This is a genomic window from Lonsdalea quercina subsp. quercina, from assembly GCF_000688695.1.
In the GTDB taxonomy this organism is placed as follows: domain Bacteria; phylum Pseudomonadota; class Gammaproteobacteria; order Enterobacterales; family Enterobacteriaceae; genus Lonsdalea; species Lonsdalea quercina_D.
Genome location: NZ_JIBQ01000003.1, coordinates 443,907 through 460,872, shown reverse-complemented (window position 1 = coordinate 460,872; position 16,966 = coordinate 443,907). Strand labels below are relative to the sequence as shown.

Sequence of the window (16,966 nt, the reverse complement as noted above, 5' to 3'; positions counted from 1 at the left end):
CTCACCCGCACGACGCGTGCGAACTGTGAGTTTTGATGTCTTGATTAGAATTCGGAAAACAAACTTAGAATGGTGGGTCGTGCAGGATGTACTCGGCCTCTGGCCTCGCCCTTCGGGCCAACGCTACGCGTTGTTGTCTCGCTTCGCTCGGCTCGAACCTGAACGCAGCTTCTCACCCGCACGACACGTGCGAACTGTGAGTTTTGATGTCTTGATTAGAATTCGGAAAACAAACTTAGAATGGTGGGTCGTGCAGGATGTACTCGGCCTCTGGCCTCGCCCTTCGGGCCAACGCTACGCGTTGTTGTCTCGCTTCGCTCGGCTCGAACCTGAACGCAGCTTCTCACCCGCACGACACGTGCGAACTGTGAGTTTTGATGTCTTGATTAGCATTCGGAAAACAAACTTAGAATGGTGGGTCGTGCAGGATGTACTCGGCCTTTGGCCTCGCCCTTCGGGCCAACGCTACGCGTTGTTGTCTCGCTTCGCTCGGCTCGAACCTGAACGCAGCTTCTCACCCGCACGACGCGTGCGAACTGTGAGTTTTGATGTGTTGATTAGAATTCGGAAAAAAAACTTAGAATGGTGGGTCGTGCAGGATTCGAACCTGCGACCAATTGATTAAAAGTCAACTGCTCTACCAACTGAGCTAACGACCCGCTCTGCGGAGTACTTCAAGATCTAGCGCCGGAAATGGTGGGTCGTGCAGGATTCGAACCTGCGACCAATTGATTAAAAGTCAACTGCTCTACCAACTGAGCTAACGACCCGCACTGCGGAGCACTTCAAAATCTATCGCTGGAAAATGGTGGGTCGTGCAGGATTCGAACCTGCGACCAATTGATTAAAAGTCAACTGCTCTACCAACTGAGCTAACGACCCAATTTCCACATCACTTCAGCGATTCATTATCGCCTTGGCAACGGCGGCATATATTACTGTGATAATTTTTCCAAGCAACCTATTTTATAAAAAAAACGTTTAACTGCTTACAACTCAAGCAAATAGACGCAAAGCTCGCTCATATCGAGCAAGTTTTGCGCCTTATCGTAGAAATTAAGAGTGAGACAAAGATTTTTGCGCCAATTTAGCGCTTTCGGTATTTGGGTACATCTTGACCACCTGACGATATACCGCTTGGGCTTTATCAGTCTGGCCTTTCTCCTGCATGATGACCCCAACCTTGTACAAGGCTTCGGACGCTTTCGGAGATTTAGGGTAATTTTTTACGACATTGGCGAAATAGTAGGCCGCGTCGTCTTTCTTACCCTTGTTGTAGTTCAACTGCCCCAGCCAATAGTTGGCGTTGGGCTGATAAGTGGAATCAGGATATTTTTTGACGAAGTTTTGTAATGCAACAATAGCCTGATCATACTGCTTTTTTTCAAGCACTAGCGCCACGGCAGCATTGTAATCGCTGTTCGCGTCTCCTGTGCTGGCTGGCGCGTTCGGAGCAGCGTTACTTGCCGCAGAGGGAGGGTTAGCGTCTGAGGCCGCAGGAGCAGGCGTTTGAGCGCCCTGAGAGCTCAGGCTGTCTATCTGCTGGTAGATCTGTTTCTGACGCTCTACAACTTGATTGAGCTGATACTGACTTTCCTGAATCTGACCACGCAGGCTGTCGATATCACGCTGGTTGTCGGAGAGCTGCTGCTGAAGTTGGGTTAAAAGCTGACTGTGAGCGTTTGAGATTCGCTCCAGTTGAGTGACTCGATCTTCCACCGAGCCTGAGCCGGCATTACTGATTGGCGCTTGGGCGGTAGCGACCCAAGGGGCCGCTACGCCAACCAGTAACGACAGACTGAGAAGGTAAGGTCTGAAGTTACTGTTCATGCAATACTCTTAGTAGACCAGAACGGCGCGACGGTTTTTAGCGTAAGCAGCTTCGTCATGACCCAGAACCGCAGGTTTTTCTTTACCGTAAGAAACGATAGAGATCTGGTCAGAGGAAACCCCTTTGCCCTGCAGGTACATCTGCACGGAATTCGCACGACGCTCGCCCAGGGCGATGTTGTACTCCGGCGTACCACGTTCATCCGCATGACCTTCAATGGTCACTTTGTAAGACGGGTTGCTACGCAGGAATGCGGCATGAGAATCCAGCATCTGAGCGAAATCTGAACGGATGTCATACTTGTCCAGATCGAAGTAAACGATGTTGTTACGCTGCAGTTCCTGCATCTGCAGGCGCGCCTGCTCAGAGGAAGACATGTTGCCGCCGTTTTCCATACCGCTGCCAACGCCGACGCCATTCTCAGAAGATTGGTCGTTGTTAGCATGTTTGTTAGAGCTACACGCGGCAACAGCCAGCACCGGCAGAGCCAACATCAGGCCTTTCAGCACTTTATTGAATTGCATTTTTATGTCCTTTCAAAAGGTTATCATAGATATTTGCATTTAGAGATACGGCGACCAGGCAGGGAATTTTACCTGACCATCAGTTGCCGGAAGACGCGCTTTGAAACGACCATCAGTCGAAACCAGCTGCAGCACGGATCCCATCCCCTGTTTGGAACTGTAGATTACCATGGTGCCGTTAGGCGCAACGCTTGGCGTTTCGTCCAGGAACGTGTCCGTCAATACTTGAACGGCACCCGTTACCAGATCTTGTTTGGCGATATGCTGCACTCCGCTATTAGAGCTCACCATCACCAGAAATTTACCGTCGCTGCTGACATCCGCATCCTGATTCTGGGCACCTTCCCAGGTCAGGCGCTGAGGCGCACCGCCGTTGACATTGATTTTGTACACCTGCGGACGCCCTGCCTGATCAGAAGTATAGGCGAGGGTCTGACTATCCGGGAACCAGGTCGGCTCCGTGTTGTTGCTGCGTCCGTCGGTTATCTGAGTCATCTGTCCAGAACCCAGGTTCATCACATAGAGATTCAGGCTGCCGCTCTTGGACAACGCAAACGCGAGTTTGCTGCCGTCCGGAGAGAAGGACGGTGCGCCGTTGTGACGTGGGAATGAGGCAACCTGCTTGATCGCGCCGTTGGCCAACGTCTGAACAACCAGCGCGGAACGGCCGCTTTCAAAGGTCACGTACGCCAGTTTGCTGCCGTCGGCAGACCATGCGGGTGACATCAGCGGCTGCGGTGAACGGTGCACAGGGAGCTGGTTGTAGCCGTCATAATCCGCCACGCGCAGTTCGTATGGGTATTGGCCGCCGTTGGTTTGAACCACATAGGCGATGCGTGTACGGAATGCGCCTTTAATCCCGGTCAGTTTTTCAAAAACTTCATCGCTGGCGGTATGCGCCGCGTAGCGAAGCCACTGTTTGGTAACCTTGAATTGATTCTGCGCCAGCACGCTGCCGGGGTTGCCCGAGGTGTCTACCAGTTGATAAGAAATCACATAACCATCGGCGCTGGGCTGAACCTGCCCGATGACGACGGCATCGATGCCCAACGCCGTCCAGGCCGCAGGCGTCACTTCCGCCACGCTGCCCGGTTGCTGCGGCATACGAGAAGGATCAATAGGGTTGAACTTGCCGCTGTTGCGCAAATCCGCGCCAACGATACCCGCAATTTCTTCCGGCGCTGCGCCGGGGCCCGACCATTTGAACGGAACGACGCCGATCGGGCGAGCGGAATCAACCCCTTGGGTGATTTCGATACGCACTTCTGCGTGGAGGACTGCCGCCCACAGCATCAAAAAACCTAATGCAACTTTAAATGCCTGCTTCATTTCATCTCCCTTATCCAGGCGCTTAACCCGCGATAAATTAGCAGAATGTGAACAAAACCAACGTCAACAAAACACGATTACCAGGTCTGTCGACCATAGTCATAATCTTAAATCCCTCGCCCGACTTTAGGCTGCTTTACTGCGGCTTAAAGTCTATCGGGGCATTCTTGAATGCTTCATAGACCTCACTGCTCGGCGGTGTAGGAATTCTGGCCTGCTTAGCTGCAGCGATAGCAGCTTGGCACAGGGCAGGATCGCCACCTTCGGTGGTGACATCGATCAGCAGACCGTCCGGCGCCAACTTGACGCGTAGCTTACACGTCCGGCCTTTGTAGGACTCCCAATCGTAAAACTTACTCTGAATCGCGGTTCTGATCTGACTGCCATAGCTATCCAACGCAGCCCCTGACGCCCCGCTCTTCTTATTTTTGCCTACGCCAGCCGCGCCGCCGCTGCTTGCCGCAGAGCCTGATTTGGGCGCATTTTTATCCGACGTCAGTCCACCGAGTAGATCGTCCACTTCGCTGTCCTGTTTGGCGGCTTCAGCCGCTGCGGCCTTTTTCTTGTCGTCAGCAGCTTTTTTGGCGGCTGCGGCTTCCGCTTTCTTGGCGGCATCGGCGGCGGCCTTGGCTTTAGCGTCAGCCGCGGCTTTTGCCTTGGCGTCCGCCTCAGCTTTCTCTTTAGCCACCTCTGCCGCTTTAGCCTTTGCTTCCTGTTCAGCTTTTTTCTTCGCGTCTGCAGCAGCCTGTTTTTTGGCTTCTTCTTCCGCCTGTTTTTTGGCGGCGGCGGCTTTAGCCTGCTGCTCCGCCTCTGCTTTAGCTTTGGCTTCAGCGGCAGCTTTAGCCTGTTGCTCGGCGTCAGCTTTTGCTTTCGCCGCCGCGGCCTCGGCCTGTTTCTGCTGTTCTTTTGCCTGCTGCGCCGCTTCTTCAGCCTGCTTACGCTGTTGTTCTTGCGCCTGCGCCTGATTCTTTGCTTCTTCCTGCGCCTGCAAACGCTCTTTTTCCAGCTCCTTCAAGCGCTGCTGTTCCGCAGCCTGCTTTTCCTGTAGCTCTTTCGCCTGCTGGTCAGCTTGCTTCTGACGCAGCTGTGCGGCGCGCTGCGCGTCGCTTTGTTGCTGCTGCTGACGATTGTATTGTTCCGCAACTGCGCCGGGATCGACCATCACGGCATCGATAGCAGACCCGCCTCCGCCGCCATTGCTGGCGTCCGTTGACTGGTGCAAGGAGCTCACAATTAGCAGCGCAATCAAAATGACGTGCAAAACGGCTGAGATAATCAAAGCCCGTTTTAGCTTATCGTTTTGTCCGTTTCCCTTTAGCACAAGTCATTCCCAAATACAGTGTGGCCAAATAGATCACTCATACTCTGTTTACCGGCTCAAATCGGTTGCGTCATCAGACCCACGGATTTCACGCCGGCCTGGTGGAGTAAATTAAGCGCTTTAATAATTTCGTCGTAAGGAACCTCTTTGGCGCCGCCGATCAGGAATACCGTTTTCGGATTGGCGCCAAGGCGAGATTGGGCTTCGGCTACCACCTGCTCTGCCGGCAATTGTTCCATACGATTATGATCGACCACCAGGCTATAGCGGCCGACACCGGAAACCTCGACAATCACAGGCGGATTATCATCGCTGGAAACGGTTTTGGAATCCGTGGCATCCGGCAGATCAACCTCGACGCTTTGCGTGATAATCGGCGCCGTCGCCATGAAAATCAGCAGCAGCACCAACAGCACATCCAGCAAAGGGACGATATTGATCTCGGACTTCAGTTCCCGACGACCTCGACGTACACGTGCCATGCTCCCTCCTGATTAACGGTTGCTATCGCTGGAGAATGCCTGGCGATGCAGGATGGCAACAAATTCTTCCGTGAAGTTATCGTAGTTCTGTTCCAGCTTGTTGACGCGTTGGTTCAGGCGGTTGTAGGCCATGACGGCAGGAATCGCGGCGAACAGACCGATCGCCGTAGCAATCAGCGCTTCAGCAATACCCGGAGCGACCATCTGCAAAGTCGCCTGCTTGACGGCACCTAACGCGATAAAGGCGTGCATGATCCCCCACACCGTGCCGAACAGGCCGATGTAAGGGCTGATAGAACCGACGGTTCCAAGAAAAGGAATGTGGGTTTCCAGCGTTTCGAGTTCACGATTCATCGAAATACGCATTGCCCGCGAGGAGCCTTCAACCGCCGCCTCGGGCGCATGATGATTGGCCCGGTGCAATCGGGCGAATTCTTTAAACCCGGCATAGAAGATCTGCTCGGTCCCAGATAGGGTTTCACGTCGCGTCTGGCTCTCCTGGTACAGACGAGAGAGTTCGATACCCGACCAGAATTTATCTTCAAACGCTTCAGCATCACGGGTCGCCGCGTTGAGGATGCGGGTACGCTGTATAATTATTGCCCAAGACGCAATGGAAAAACCGATTAAAACCAGCATGATTAGCTTCACAAGAAGGCTGGCCTTCAGAAACAAATCAAGAATATTCATGTCAGTCACTGCTTAAACTCCGCGACAAAAGACTTAGGAAGCGCAATCGGCTTCATTTGGTGTGGGTCGATGCATGCGATCAAAAATTCGGCCTGGCTCATCACTTCGCCCTGGGGATTGAGGATACGCTGTACAAACGTCATGGACGCACGTCGAAGCGAAACGATCTCGCTTTGCACTTCCAGCAAATCATCAAGGCGCGCCGGAGAGAAGTACTCCACAGTCATCTTACGTACGACAAAGGCGAGCCTCTGCTCCATTAGCTGTTGTTGATGAACACCGTGCTCACGCAGCATTTCCGTGCGAGCTCTTTCATAAAACGCAGCATAGCGTGCGTAATAAACCACGCCGCCAGCATCAGTATCTTCATAATAGATGCGAACAGGCCAGCGGAACACTTGATTACTCACTTTATATCCCAGCAATTGATGCAATAAAACTTAGGCTACTATACGCAAGAGAATTGTGGTTTGGAATGGGGAGAATGTACAGGCTGGTAAATAAATGTGAGCCAGAAACGGCCCACATGACAAGGGATTGAGCGCGAAGATTACCGGAAAAAATAGTACAAGCCAGCGGCCAAAATGATTGCCGCGGGCAAGGGTGAGAAAAAGGCTTTCCAGCGCAAGCGCTGCGGTCTAAATCCGGTCCCGTGAATGACCCCCGCGCAGACCGCCCACATCAGGACGAAAGCCTGCCACACGGCCAAAGTGCTGGTTTTCGCCGCGAAACGTGACGGGTCCCAAAAAACGCATCCCGCCAGCAGCAGGGCCATGATCAGGGAAAGGGCCCGTAACGGGCCCTTGTCCATGATGCAGTAAAGACGATGGATAAGCTGACTCATCACGCGTCGTCTTTTCCCGCTTTGGCATCTTCAACGTGCTCTATCGCCAACGCGGTAATCACGCCCAGCGAGCAGGCAAGAAGCGTTCCGAGTATCCAGGCAAAATACCACATAAAATAAGCTCCTTACTTAGTACAGGGAATGCGAGTTCTGCTCGACATGCTCTTTGGTGATGCGACCGAACATTTTGTAGTAGCACCAGGTGGTGTAGCACAGAATGATCGGGACGAAGACGATCGCCACGCAGGTCATCACTTTTAGCGTCAGCAGACTGGATGTGGCATCCCACATGGTCAGACTGGCGTTCGGCATCGTGATCGACGGCATAACAAACGGGAACATCGTGATACCGGCCGTCAGGATGACGCAGGCGATGCTCAGGGAGGAGAACAGGAACGCCAGCGCGCCTTTTTCCACTCGAGCCATCAACACCGTGAACAGCGGGAACACCACACCTAACAACGGAATAGCCCACAGAGCAGGATAGTGGTTAAAGTTGACTAACCAGGCACCCGCCTGATGGACCACTTCTTTGCGCAACGGGTTAGATTCCGCGGCGGTATTGATCACCGATGTCACGGTGTAACCGTCAATGCCGTAGACGACCCAGACGCCAGCCAAGGCGAAGGTGATGAACAGAACCAGCGACGCCAGCTGCGCGACGCCCTTAGCGCGCAGGTGCAGTTCGCCGTTGGTACGCATCATCAGGTAGGTCCCGCCCTGAGCCAGAATCATGCTCACGCTGACCACGCCCGCCAGCAGACCAAACGGGTTCAGCAGCTGGAAGAAATTACCGGTGTAGTACAGTCGCAGATAGGCGTCGATGTGGAAAGGAACGCCCTGCAGCAGGTTGCCGAAGGCAACGCCGATAACGAGAGGGGGCACGAAGCTACCAATGAAAATGCCCCAGTCCCACATGTTGCGCCAGCGCGCGTCTTCAATCTTCGAACGGTAGTCGAAACCGACCGGACGGAAGAATAGCGACGCCAGTACTAGGATCATGGCGACATAGAAGCCGGAGAACGCGGCGGCGTAGACCATCGGCCAAGCGGCGAACAGCGCGCCCCCCGCCGTGATCAGCCAGACCTGGTTGCCGTCCCAGTGAGGCGCGATGGAGTTAATCATAACGCGACGTTCAACGTCGCTGCGGCCCATCAGACGGACCAACATCCCGACGCCCATATCGAAGCCATCGGTGATGGCGAAACCAATCAGCAGTACGCCGATTAGCGCCCACCAGACAAAACGCAATACTTCATACTCAAACATAGTGGACTCCTGTTACCGTGCTTCCGGCGCAGCGGCGGTCGGCTGTTCAAAGTGATATGCGCCCGTTTTCAGGCTGCTTGGACCCAGACGCGCATACTTGAACATCAGGTACATTTCTGCGACGAGGAACAACGTGTACAGACCGCAAATCAATCCCATGGAGAACAGCAGATCGCCTGCTGTCAGCGATGAGTTGGCGACAGAGGTCGGCAGCACTTCACCAATGGCCCAAGGCTGACGACCATATTCCGCGACGAACCATCCGGCTTCCACCGCGATCCACGGTAAAGGAATACCGTACAGTGCGGCACGATGCAGCCATTTACGCTGGCCGATCTTGTTGCGAAGCACGGTCCAGAAAGAGAGACCGATGATGATCAGCATCAGGATCCCACAGGCCACCATGATGCGGAACGAGAAGTACAGCGGCGCTACGTGAGGAATAGAGTCTTTCACGGCCATTTGGATCTGTGCTTCGGATGCATCGGACACCTGCGGCGTATAGCGTTTCAGCAGCATGCCGTAACCCAGGTCCTGCTTGCTGGCGTTGAAGGCTTCACGAACCGCGGGGTCAGTGTTGCCTGCGCGCAGCTGCTCAAGCAGATGATAGGCGTTCATCCCGTTACGGATGCGCACTTCGTGCTGCTCCATCAGCTCTTTCAGGCCGGTCACGGTTTTATCCGTCGAACGCGTCGCGATCAGGCCCAGAACATAAGGAACCTGAATCGCATATTTGTTTTCTCTGGCTTCCTGGTCCGGCAGGCCGAACAGCGTGAACGCAGCCGGAGCAGGCTGTGTTTCCCATTCGGCTTCAATTGCTGCCAGCTTGGTTTTCTGAACGTCGCCCATTTCGTAACCGGATTCGTCACCCAGTACGATAACGGACAGCACGGAAGCCATTCCGAAGCTGGCGGCGATAGCGAATGAACGCTTGGCGAACGCGATATCGCGGCCTTTCAGCAGATAGTAAGAGCTGATACCCAGAATGAACATGGCGCCCGTACAGTAGCCAGCGGCAACCGTGTGCACGAATTTCACCTGTGCGACGGGGTTGAAGACCAGAGTCGCGAAACTCACCATCTCCATGCGCATGGTTTCGAAGTTGAAGTCGGAAGCGATCGGGTTTTGCATCCAGCCGTTGGCGATCAGAATCCACAGCGCGGAGAAGTTGGACCCCAAAGCGACCAGCCAGGTGACCGCCATATGCTGTACCTTGCTCAGGCGATCCCAGCCGAAGAAGAACAAGCCGACGAAGGTGGACTCCAGGAAGAACGCCATCAGGCCTTCGATAGCCAGAGGAGCCCCGAAGATATCACCGACATAGTGAGAGAAGTAAGACCAGTTGGTCCCAAACTGGAATTCCATGGTCAGCCCGGTAGCCACGCCGAGTGCGAAGTTGATCGCAAACAGCTTGCCCCAGAACTTGGTCATATCTTTATAAATTTGTTTGCCAGACAGGACGTAGACCGTTTCCATGATTGCCAGCAGGAACGCCATCCCCAGCGTTAGTGGCACAAACAGGAAATGGTACATTGCTGTCAAGGCAAACTGTAAACGTGACAGTTCGACTATATCAAACATCTTGACTCCTTGCTCCTCGCAGGAAGGTTTCGCTCGCAGTAGAGGCAATCCGTTGAATAACGGCTGCAATACCCTAAAAGAACACAACTAATTGCTGTACACAGGCTTAAACATCGCATGACGAAAATCACACCACGACATGCTGTCTAATTAAAATAAGCCTAAGAAAGGTTATAAAAATTACCAATATCGCACCTAAAATGAAGTGACCGGTATATTACGCCTACAATCCCCTGTAATAAATAGGTTTTTACGTGACGCCGGTTAGGGTTTTGATTTAACCCCGCTCTCACAATCACATACCTTTGGCAGATAATTGATCGGGCGCAATTTAAGCGTATTTTGACGAAGATATCCAGCCTGCATTTTTTGATTTGGCGCAATATCGGCCCCTCATGTTAACAACGGGACACATTCCATTTTCATTAGGCCGATATTGTTAATTTGACGTGACCGCAACGTTTCAATAATTAATATTTGTCGACTTGTCGATCAGGGTAATTACTGCTTTTTTGTGTCTATATGATGACTGGTTTTTATATTTATGGGTTTATATTGTTGCCGCGCTGTTATTTTTAGAAATGAGAGTCATTCCCACTTAAATATTCGCCTATCGCAAACATAAAAAAGACCATCCGAAGATGGTCTCTATGATGGTTATGACGCTTTAGCTATCCGCGAAATCGATCGCTCCGCGCCATTAGCGGCTAATGATACTTTTTACCGCCTCGCCGATATCCGCCAGGCTACGCACCGTCTTCACACCGGCCGCTTCAAGCGCAGCGAATTTCTCGTCAGCCGTTCCTTTTCCGCCAGCGATGATGGCGCCCGCATGGCCCATCCGCTTCCCTTTTGGCGCCGTGACGCCGGCAATATAGGCGACAACGGGTTTGGTCACGTGATCTTTGATGAAGGCCGCGGCTTCTTCTTCCGCCGTACCGCCGATTTCACCAATCATCACAATCGCTTTCGTGAGCGGATCTTGCTCGAACAGTGACAGAATATCGATGAAATTAGAGCCGGGGATGGGGTCGCCGCCGATGCCGACGCAGGTAGACTGGCCCAGACCGACGTCCGTCGTCTGCTTGACCGCTTCATAGGTCAACGTACCGGAGCGCGATACGATGCCGACATTTCCCGGCAGATGAATATGACCCGGCATAATGCCGATTTTACATTCGCCCGGCGTAATCACGCCCGGACAGTTCGGGCCGATCATCCTCGCCCCGGTCTGCTCCAGCTTGGCTTTCACCGTCAGCATGTCCAGCGTTGGGATACCTTCGGTAATGCAGATAATCAGCTCGATGCCCGCATCAATTGCTTCCAGAATGGAATCTTTGCAGAAAGGCGCCGGAACATAGATGACCGAGGCCGTCGCGCCAGTCGCCGCAACGGCGTCGCGTACCGTGTTGAACACAGGTAAACCCAAGTGTTGGGTGCCGCCCTTGCCCGGCGTGACCCCACCCACCATCTGAGTCCCATAGGCAATCGCCTGGTCGGAGTGGAACGTTCCCTGACTCCCGGTGAAACCCTGGCAGATCACTTTGGTATTTTTATCGATCAGAATAGACATTAATTTCCCTCCACGGCAGCGACCACCTGCCGAGCCGCATCCGCCAAACCGGTTGCAGCAATGATATTCAGACCGCTCTCCGCCAGCTTCTGCGCGCCAAGATCCGCATTGTTACCTTCCAGACGCACCACCACCGGTACGTTGACCCCCACTTCCGCCACGGCGCCGATAACGCCATCCGCGATCAGGTCACAGCGTACGATGCCGCCGAAAATGTTGACCAGCACCGCTTTGACCTTGCTGTCTGACAGAATGATTTTAAAAGCTTCGGTCACGCGCTCTTTGGTCGCGCCGCCGCCCACATCCAAAAAGTTGGCCGGCGCGCCGCCGTGCAGCTTCACGATATCCATCGTGCCCATCGCCAACCCTGCGCCGTTGACCATACAGCCAATATTGCCGTCCAGCGCGACATAGTTCAGCTCCCACTGCGCCGCGTGTTCCTCACGCTCATCGACCTGACTCGGATCGTGCATTTTGCGCAGCTCGGGCTGACGGAACAGCGCATTACCGTCCACCGCCAACTTGCCGTCCAGACAGAGCAGTTCGCCCTGCCCGGTGATGACCAGCGGATTGATCTCAACCAACGCCAAATCGCGCTCCAGAAACAGCTTGGCCAACCCCATGAAAATCTGGGTGAACTGGGCAACCTGTTTACCGCTAAGGCCCAGTTTGAATGCAAGCTCACGGCCCTGATATGGCAACGGTCCGGTCAAGGGGTCCAGCGCCGTTTTGTGGATAAGATGAGGCGTGTCTTGCGCGACTTTTTCAATCTCTACGCCGCCTTCCGTGGACGCCATAAACACGACGCGACGACTGCCGCGATCGACAACGGCCCCGAGGTACAGTTCGCTGGCAATGTCGGTCGCCGTTTCAACCAGCACCTGCTGCACCGGCTGCCCGTGGGCGTCAGTCTGGTAAGTGACCAGTTGCTTACCCAACCAGTTTTCCGCGAAGGCGCGAATTTCTTCTTTGCTTTTCGCGACTTTTACGCCGCCTGACTTACCTCGTCCCCCGGCATGCACCTGGCACTTGACGACCCACGGGCCTGCGCCGATTTTCTCGGCGGCCTCTTCCGCCTCGCGTGGCGTCTTGCAGGCATAGCCCTCTGGAGCCGGTATGCCATACCGAGCAAAGAGCTGTTTTGCCTGATATTCGTGTAAATTCATGGTGTTCAATCCATTTTATATTTGAAGATAAATCCGCGATTTCATGAGTAGCGGAGCACAGACAGCCTGGGTGACGAAGGGGCGGCGTCAGGCCGCCCTACCCTGTCTTGAATCTCTGCCTCAAACGTCCAGCAACAGACGCGCCGGATCTTCCAGCATGTCTTTAATCGTCACCAGGAAACTGACTGACTCGCGACCATCGATGAGCCGGTGGTCGTAGGAAAGCGCCAAATACATCATGGGCAAAATGACCACCTGACCTTCAACGGCCATTGGGCGATCCTTAATGGCGTGCATCCCCAGAATCGCGCTTTGCGGGGGATTGATGATCGGTGTCGACATTAATGAACCAAACACGCCGCCGTTGGTGATGGTGAAGTTTCCGCCCGTCAACTCATCCACGGTTAGTTTGCCATCACGCCCCTTAATTGCCAGTTCCTTAATCTTTTTCTCGATATCCGCCATGCTCAGCAAATCGACATCTTTCAACACCGGCGTCACCAGACCACGCGGTGTAGAGACGGCGATACTGACGTCGAAGTAGTTGTGGTACACCACATCTTCGCCATCCAACGAGGCATTGACTTCGGGATAACGTTTGAGCGCCTCGACCACGGCTTTGATGTAGAACGACATAAAGCCCAAGCGTACGCTGTGCCGCTTTTCAAACGCTTCACCGTACTGCTTACGTAGATCCATCACAGGTTTCATATTGACTTCGTTAAACGTCGTCAGCATGGCCGTGCTGTTTTTGGCTTCGAGCAGTCGCTCGGCCACCCGCTTGCGCAGGCGCGTCATCGGCACCCTTTTTTCACTGCGACGATCCAGCGAGGAGTCAGAAGCCGGTACTGCCGCAGCCTCTTCCGCGCCCGCCGGAGCAACTACGGCGGCATCGCGCTGCCGGGCAAGCTGTTTTTCGACATCTTCCCGGGTAATGCGTCCGCCTACGCCGCTGCCCACCATCGCCGACGCGTCCAAATCATGCTCGGCGATCAGTCGGCGTATCGCCGGGCTCAGCGCGTCGTTATTCTCTTCTTCCAGCCCGGCCGTGTAGCGCTGGGCCGGGGTGGATTCCGCGCTGGTGGGTTTTTCGCTGGACTCCTTGCCTCTGCTGTCGCCGGGTCGCAGACGCCCGAGGATCTGGCGCGAGACGACCGTCGCGCCTTCTTCCTCCAGCACCGTTTCCAGAACGCCGGCCTCTGAGGCTGGCACCTCCAGCACCACCTTGTCGGTTTCAATCTCTACCAGCACATCATCACGCTGGACGCTGTCGCCCGGCTGCTTGCGCCAGGTCGCCACGGTGGCGTCGGCGACGGATTCGGGCAGGTCGGGAACAAGAATATCTACGCTACTCATTATTTATCCTTTTGATTCAATTAACGTTCAGCGCGTCATCAACAAGATCTTGCTGCTGCTTTTGGTGGACGGACATGTAACCCACGGCGGGCGATGCAGATGCCGGTCTGCCGGCATAACGCAGGGAAGCGCCGAAGGGGATCGCCTCGCGCAGATGATGCTGGCTGCAGTACCAGGCGCCTTGATTCAGCGGCTCTTCCTGACACCAGACGAAATCGAGAACGTGAGCGTACGGTTCCAGCACAGACTGCACATATTGCTGAGGGAAGGGATACAGCTGCTCGATGCGGACAATCGCTACATTTTTCTGCTCATTCTTGCGTCGTTTTTCCAGCAGGTCGTAGTAGACCTTGCCGGCACACATCACGACGCGCTTCACCTCACGCGGATCGATATCGTCGGCCTCGCCGATCGCGGGCTGGAATTTGCCGGAGGCCAGCTCATCCAGCGTCGACGTCGCCAACGGATGACGCAGCAGCGACTTCGGCGACATCACCACTAACGGACGCCGCATTCCGCGTAGCGCCTGACGTCTCAGCATGTGGTAAACCTGCCCCGGGGTGGAGGGAATGCAGACCTGCATATTCTGTTCAGCGCACAGTTGCAGATAGCGTTCCAGGCGGGCCGAGGAGTGTTCGGGTCCCTGCCCTTCATAGCCGTGAGGCAGCAGCATCACCAGGCCGCACATCCGTCCCCATTTCTGCTCGCCGGAGCTGATGAACTGATCGATCACCACCTGTGCGCCGTTGGCGAAATCGCCGAACTGCGCCTCCCAGATGGTCAGCGTGCGCGGCTCGGCCGTGGCATAGCCGTACTCGAAAGCCAGCACCGCCTCTTCCGACAGCACGGAGTCCCATACCCTAAACTCTCCCTGCGCATTATGCACATGGGCCAGCGGCGTATAGGTCGACCCGTTTTTCTGATTGTGTACCACCGCGTGGCGGTGGAAGAAGGTGCCGCGGCCGGTATCCTCGCCCGACAGCCGGATAGGAATGCCTTCATCCACAAGCGTGGCATAGGCCAGCGTTTCAGCGCCGCCCCAGTCGAACGGTTTGGCGCCCTCCGCCATCTCTGCACGGTCGTTGTAGATCTTGGCTACTCGGGATTGCATTTCTATCGCCGGGGGGATGGTGCTGATCCGGCGGGCCAGCTCCTGCAGGCGCTTCATGTCGACCTGATACGGGTAGTCTTCGTCCCAGTCGTGATTAAGATAGGGCATCCACGCCAGCGCCTGCATATCCATCGGCAGCCACTCTTCCACCACGCATTCGCCCGCATCGAGCGCATCGCGGTACAGATTGACCATCTCGGTGGCGTCTTCCAGCTGAATCAGCTGTTGCTGCTCCAGACGGTCCGCGTAGATTTTACGCGGCGTCGGGTGCTTTTTGATTTTGTGATACATCAGGGGCTGCGTGGCGCTCGGTTCATCGGCCTCGTTGTGGCCGTGACGGCGGTAACACACCATGTCAATGAACACATCACGCTTGAAGGTGTTGCGGAAGTCGAGCGCCAGTTGGGTTACGAAGGCCACAGCCTCCGGGTCGTCCGCATTCACGTGGAAAATGGGCGCCTGTACCATTTTGCCGATGTCGGTACAGTATTCGGTCGAGCGGGCGTCACGCGGATTAGAGGTCGTGAATCCTATCTGGTTATTGATGACGATGCGGATTGTACCGCCGACGTCGTAACCGCGCGCTTTGGACATGTTCAGCGTTTCCTGCACCACGCCCTGACCGGTCATGGCCGCATCGCCGTGAATGGTGATGGGCAGGACCAGCGCGCTGCTGGGATTATCCAGACGGTCCAGGCGCGCCCGCACCGAGCCGATGACGACCGGGCTGACGATCTCCAGATGCGAGGGGTTGAAGGCCAGCGCAAGGTGCACCCTGCCGCCTTCGGTGTCGACATCCGAAGAGAAGCCCTGATGATATTTCACATCGCCCGTGCCAAGATGCTCCTTGTGCTTGCCGATGAACTCGTCGAACAGATCCTGCGGCTTTTTGCCCAGGACGTTGACCAGCACATTCAGACGTCCACGGTGCGCCATCCCCAATACCACCTCGCGCGTGCCGTTTTTACCGGCATGCCGCACGATTTCTTTCAGCATCGGGATTAGCGCGTCCCCGCCTTCCAGAGAGAAACGTTTGGCGCCGGGGAATTTCGCGCCCAAATAGCGCTCCAGCCCTTCCGCCGCCGTCAACTCTTTCAGAAAACGCTTACGCTCATCGACACTGAACGACGGCTGACCGACTACGGATTCGATGCGCTGCTGAATCCAGCGTTTCTCTTCCGTATTGGTAATATGCATATATTCCGCGCCGATGGGGCCGCAGTAGGTCTGTCGCAACACCGCGTACAAATCCCGCAGCTTCATGGTCTCTTTGCCGATAGCGAACGAACCTACATTAAAGGTATCGTCCAAATCAGCTTCGGTCAGATTGTGATAAGCAAGGTCAAGGTCAGGAACGGCCTCTTGTTTCCAGAGATCCAGCGGGTCGAGGTTGGCATGCTGATGGCCGCGAAAGCGAAACGCATTAATGAGCTGCAGCACTTTGACCTGTTTGGCGTCGCTGTCCGGGTCGTGAATAGAGGAGGTGTACCGTGAACTGTCCTTCGCCAGACGACGAAAATAGTCTCGGGTTTGTGAGTGCAGTTGATCGGGTTTGACTCCCGTCGCCACCATTTGCTGGAAAAGCGTTTGCCAACTGGTGTCGATAGAGGCCGGATCGGTTAAATAATCTTCATAGAGCTGCTCTATGTAGGACTGGTTCGCCCCCGCCAGATAGGAGGAATCCAACCAGGCCTTCATTGCACCATTCTGCATTGTGATCCCTTAAGCTGATGTGCTTCAGTTTTCGCCGTGGTTAACATTATTTGTCGCGCCGTATGAAAGCGGCGTTGCCGGATGAACGGTTCACTCCGCATACCAACAGTGAACCTGTCGAGGGAAAGACGGCTTGCCAATAGTCCCCGGGAGCCAGGATTTATCTCGCCCGAACG

15 protein-coding genes, 3 tRNA genes and 3 other RNA genes are annotated in these 16,966 nt (G+C 54.8%); all 21 read right to left on the bottom strand.

The window, feature by feature from the left end; genetic code table 11:
• Window positions 1-70: 70 nt before the first annotated feature.
• A non-coding RNA gene (locus SB13_RS17160) (RtT sRNA) lies at window positions 71-196 on the bottom strand.
• A 45-nt stretch (window positions 197-241) separates the two neighbouring features.
• A non-coding RNA gene (locus tag SB13_RS17155) (RtT sRNA) lies at window positions 242-367 on the bottom strand.
• Window positions 368-412: 45 nt separating this feature from the next.
• A non-coding RNA gene (locus SB13_RS17150) (RtT sRNA) lies at window positions 413-538 on the bottom strand.
• 45 nt (window positions 539-583) lie between these two features.
• Window positions 584-659 (bottom strand) — tRNA-Lys (locus SB13_RS03345).
• Between the two features lie 35 nt (window positions 660-694).
• Window positions 695-770, bottom strand: a tRNA-Lys gene (locus SB13_RS03340).
• A 36-nt stretch (window positions 771-806) separates the two neighbouring features.
• A tRNA-Lys gene (locus SB13_RS03335) sits at window positions 807-882 on the bottom strand.
• Between the two features lie 174 nt (window positions 883-1,056).
• Window positions 1,057-1,830, bottom strand: a complete 774-nt coding sequence (cpoB, locus tag SB13_RS03330) for a cell division protein CpoB (RefSeq protein WP_026738990.1) — start codon at window positions 1,828-1,830, stop codon at window positions 1,057-1,059.
• A gap of 9 nt (window positions 1,831-1,839) precedes the next feature.
• A complete protein-coding gene (gene pal, locus SB13_RS03325; protein ID WP_026738989.1) occupies window positions 1,840-2,355 on the bottom strand; it encodes a peptidoglycan-associated lipoprotein Pal in 516 nt (171 codons plus the stop codon).
• 39 nt (window positions 2,356-2,394) lie between these two features.
• A complete protein-coding gene (gene tolB, locus SB13_RS03320; protein ID WP_026738988.1) occupies window positions 2,395-3,684 on the bottom strand; it encodes a Tol-Pal system beta propeller repeat protein TolB in 1,290 nt (429 codons plus the stop codon).
• 136 nt (window positions 3,685-3,820) lie between these two features.
• The gene (tolA, locus tag SB13_RS03315; RefSeq protein WP_026738987.1) at window positions 3,821-5,005 is read right to left on the bottom strand and encodes a cell envelope integrity protein TolA; all 1,185 of its coding nucleotides are present in this window, start codon (window positions 5,003-5,005) and stop codon (window positions 3,821-3,823) included.
• Window positions 5,006-5,061: 56 nt separating this feature from the next.
• Window positions 5,062-5,487, bottom strand: coding sequence for a colicin uptake protein TolR (gene tolR / locus SB13_RS03310; RefSeq protein ID WP_026738986.1), 426 nt, complete (start codon window positions 5,485-5,487; stop codon window positions 5,062-5,064).
• 12 nt (window positions 5,488-5,499) lie between these two features.
• On the bottom strand, window positions 5,500-6,186 hold the full coding sequence (gene tolQ, locus SB13_RS03305; RefSeq protein ID WP_026738985.1) for a Tol-Pal system protein TolQ: 687 nt from the start codon (window positions 6,184-6,186) through the stop codon (window positions 5,500-5,502).
• Window positions 6,183-6,587 (bottom strand): tol-pal system-associated acyl-CoA thioesterase, encoded by a 405-nt coding sequence (ybgC, locus tag SB13_RS03300; RefSeq protein WP_026738984.1) that lies wholly within the window; start codon window positions 6,585-6,587, stop codon window positions 6,183-6,185. The genes tolQ and ybgC overlap by 4 nt, the downstream gene beginning before the upstream one ends.
• Window positions 6,588-6,727: 140 nt before the next feature.
• A complete protein-coding gene (gene ybgE / locus SB13_RS03295; protein ID WP_026738983.1) occupies window positions 6,728-7,021 on the bottom strand; it encodes a cyd operon protein YbgE in 294 nt (97 codons plus the stop codon).
• Entirely contained in the window at window positions 7,021-7,134 is a 114-nt protein-coding gene (gene cydX / locus SB13_RS17145) for a cytochrome bd-I oxidase subunit CydX (protein WP_071999786.1), read from the bottom strand. The genes ybgE and cydX overlap by 1 nt, the downstream gene beginning before the upstream one ends.
• A 16-nt stretch (window positions 7,135-7,150) precedes the next feature.
• Window positions 7,151-8,290: a cytochrome d ubiquinol oxidase subunit II gene (gene cydB / locus SB13_RS03290; RefSeq protein WP_026738982.1), complete on the bottom strand. Its 1,140-nt coding sequence runs from the start codon at window positions 8,288-8,290 to the stop codon at window positions 7,151-7,153.
• A 12-nt stretch (window positions 8,291-8,302) separates the two neighbouring features.
• A complete protein-coding gene (cydA, locus tag SB13_RS03285; RefSeq protein ID WP_026738981.1) occupies window positions 8,303-9,871 on the bottom strand; it encodes a cytochrome ubiquinol oxidase subunit I in 1,569 nt (522 codons plus the stop codon).
• A gap of 700 nt (window positions 9,872-10,571) precedes the next feature.
• Window positions 10,572-11,444 carry a succinate--CoA ligase subunit alpha gene (gene sucD, locus SB13_RS03280; protein WP_026738980.1) on the bottom strand — a complete coding sequence of 291 codons (873 nt, stop codon included), beginning with the start codon at window positions 11,442-11,444 and terminating at the stop codon, window positions 10,572-10,574.
• Window positions 11,444-12,610, bottom strand: a complete 1,167-nt coding sequence (gene sucC, locus SB13_RS03275) for an ADP-forming succinate--CoA ligase subunit beta (protein WP_026738979.1) — start codon at window positions 12,608-12,610, stop codon at window positions 11,444-11,446. The genes sucD and sucC overlap by 1 nt, the downstream gene beginning before the upstream one ends.
• Before the next feature lie 120 nt (window positions 12,611-12,730).
• The gene (gene odhB, locus SB13_RS03270) at window positions 12,731-13,966 is read right to left on the bottom strand and encodes a 2-oxoglutarate dehydrogenase complex dihydrolipoyllysine-residue succinyltransferase (RefSeq protein ID WP_026738978.1); all 1,236 of its coding nucleotides are present in this window, start codon (window positions 13,964-13,966) and stop codon (window positions 12,731-12,733) included.
• Window positions 13,967-13,982: 16 nt separating this feature from the next.
• Window positions 13,983-16,790 carry a 2-oxoglutarate dehydrogenase E1 component gene (sucA, locus tag SB13_RS03265; RefSeq protein WP_026738977.1) on the bottom strand — a complete coding sequence of 936 codons (2,808 nt, stop codon included), beginning with the start codon at window positions 16,788-16,790 and terminating at the stop codon, window positions 13,983-13,985.
• Between the last annotated feature and the right edge of the window lie 176 nt (window positions 16,791-16,966).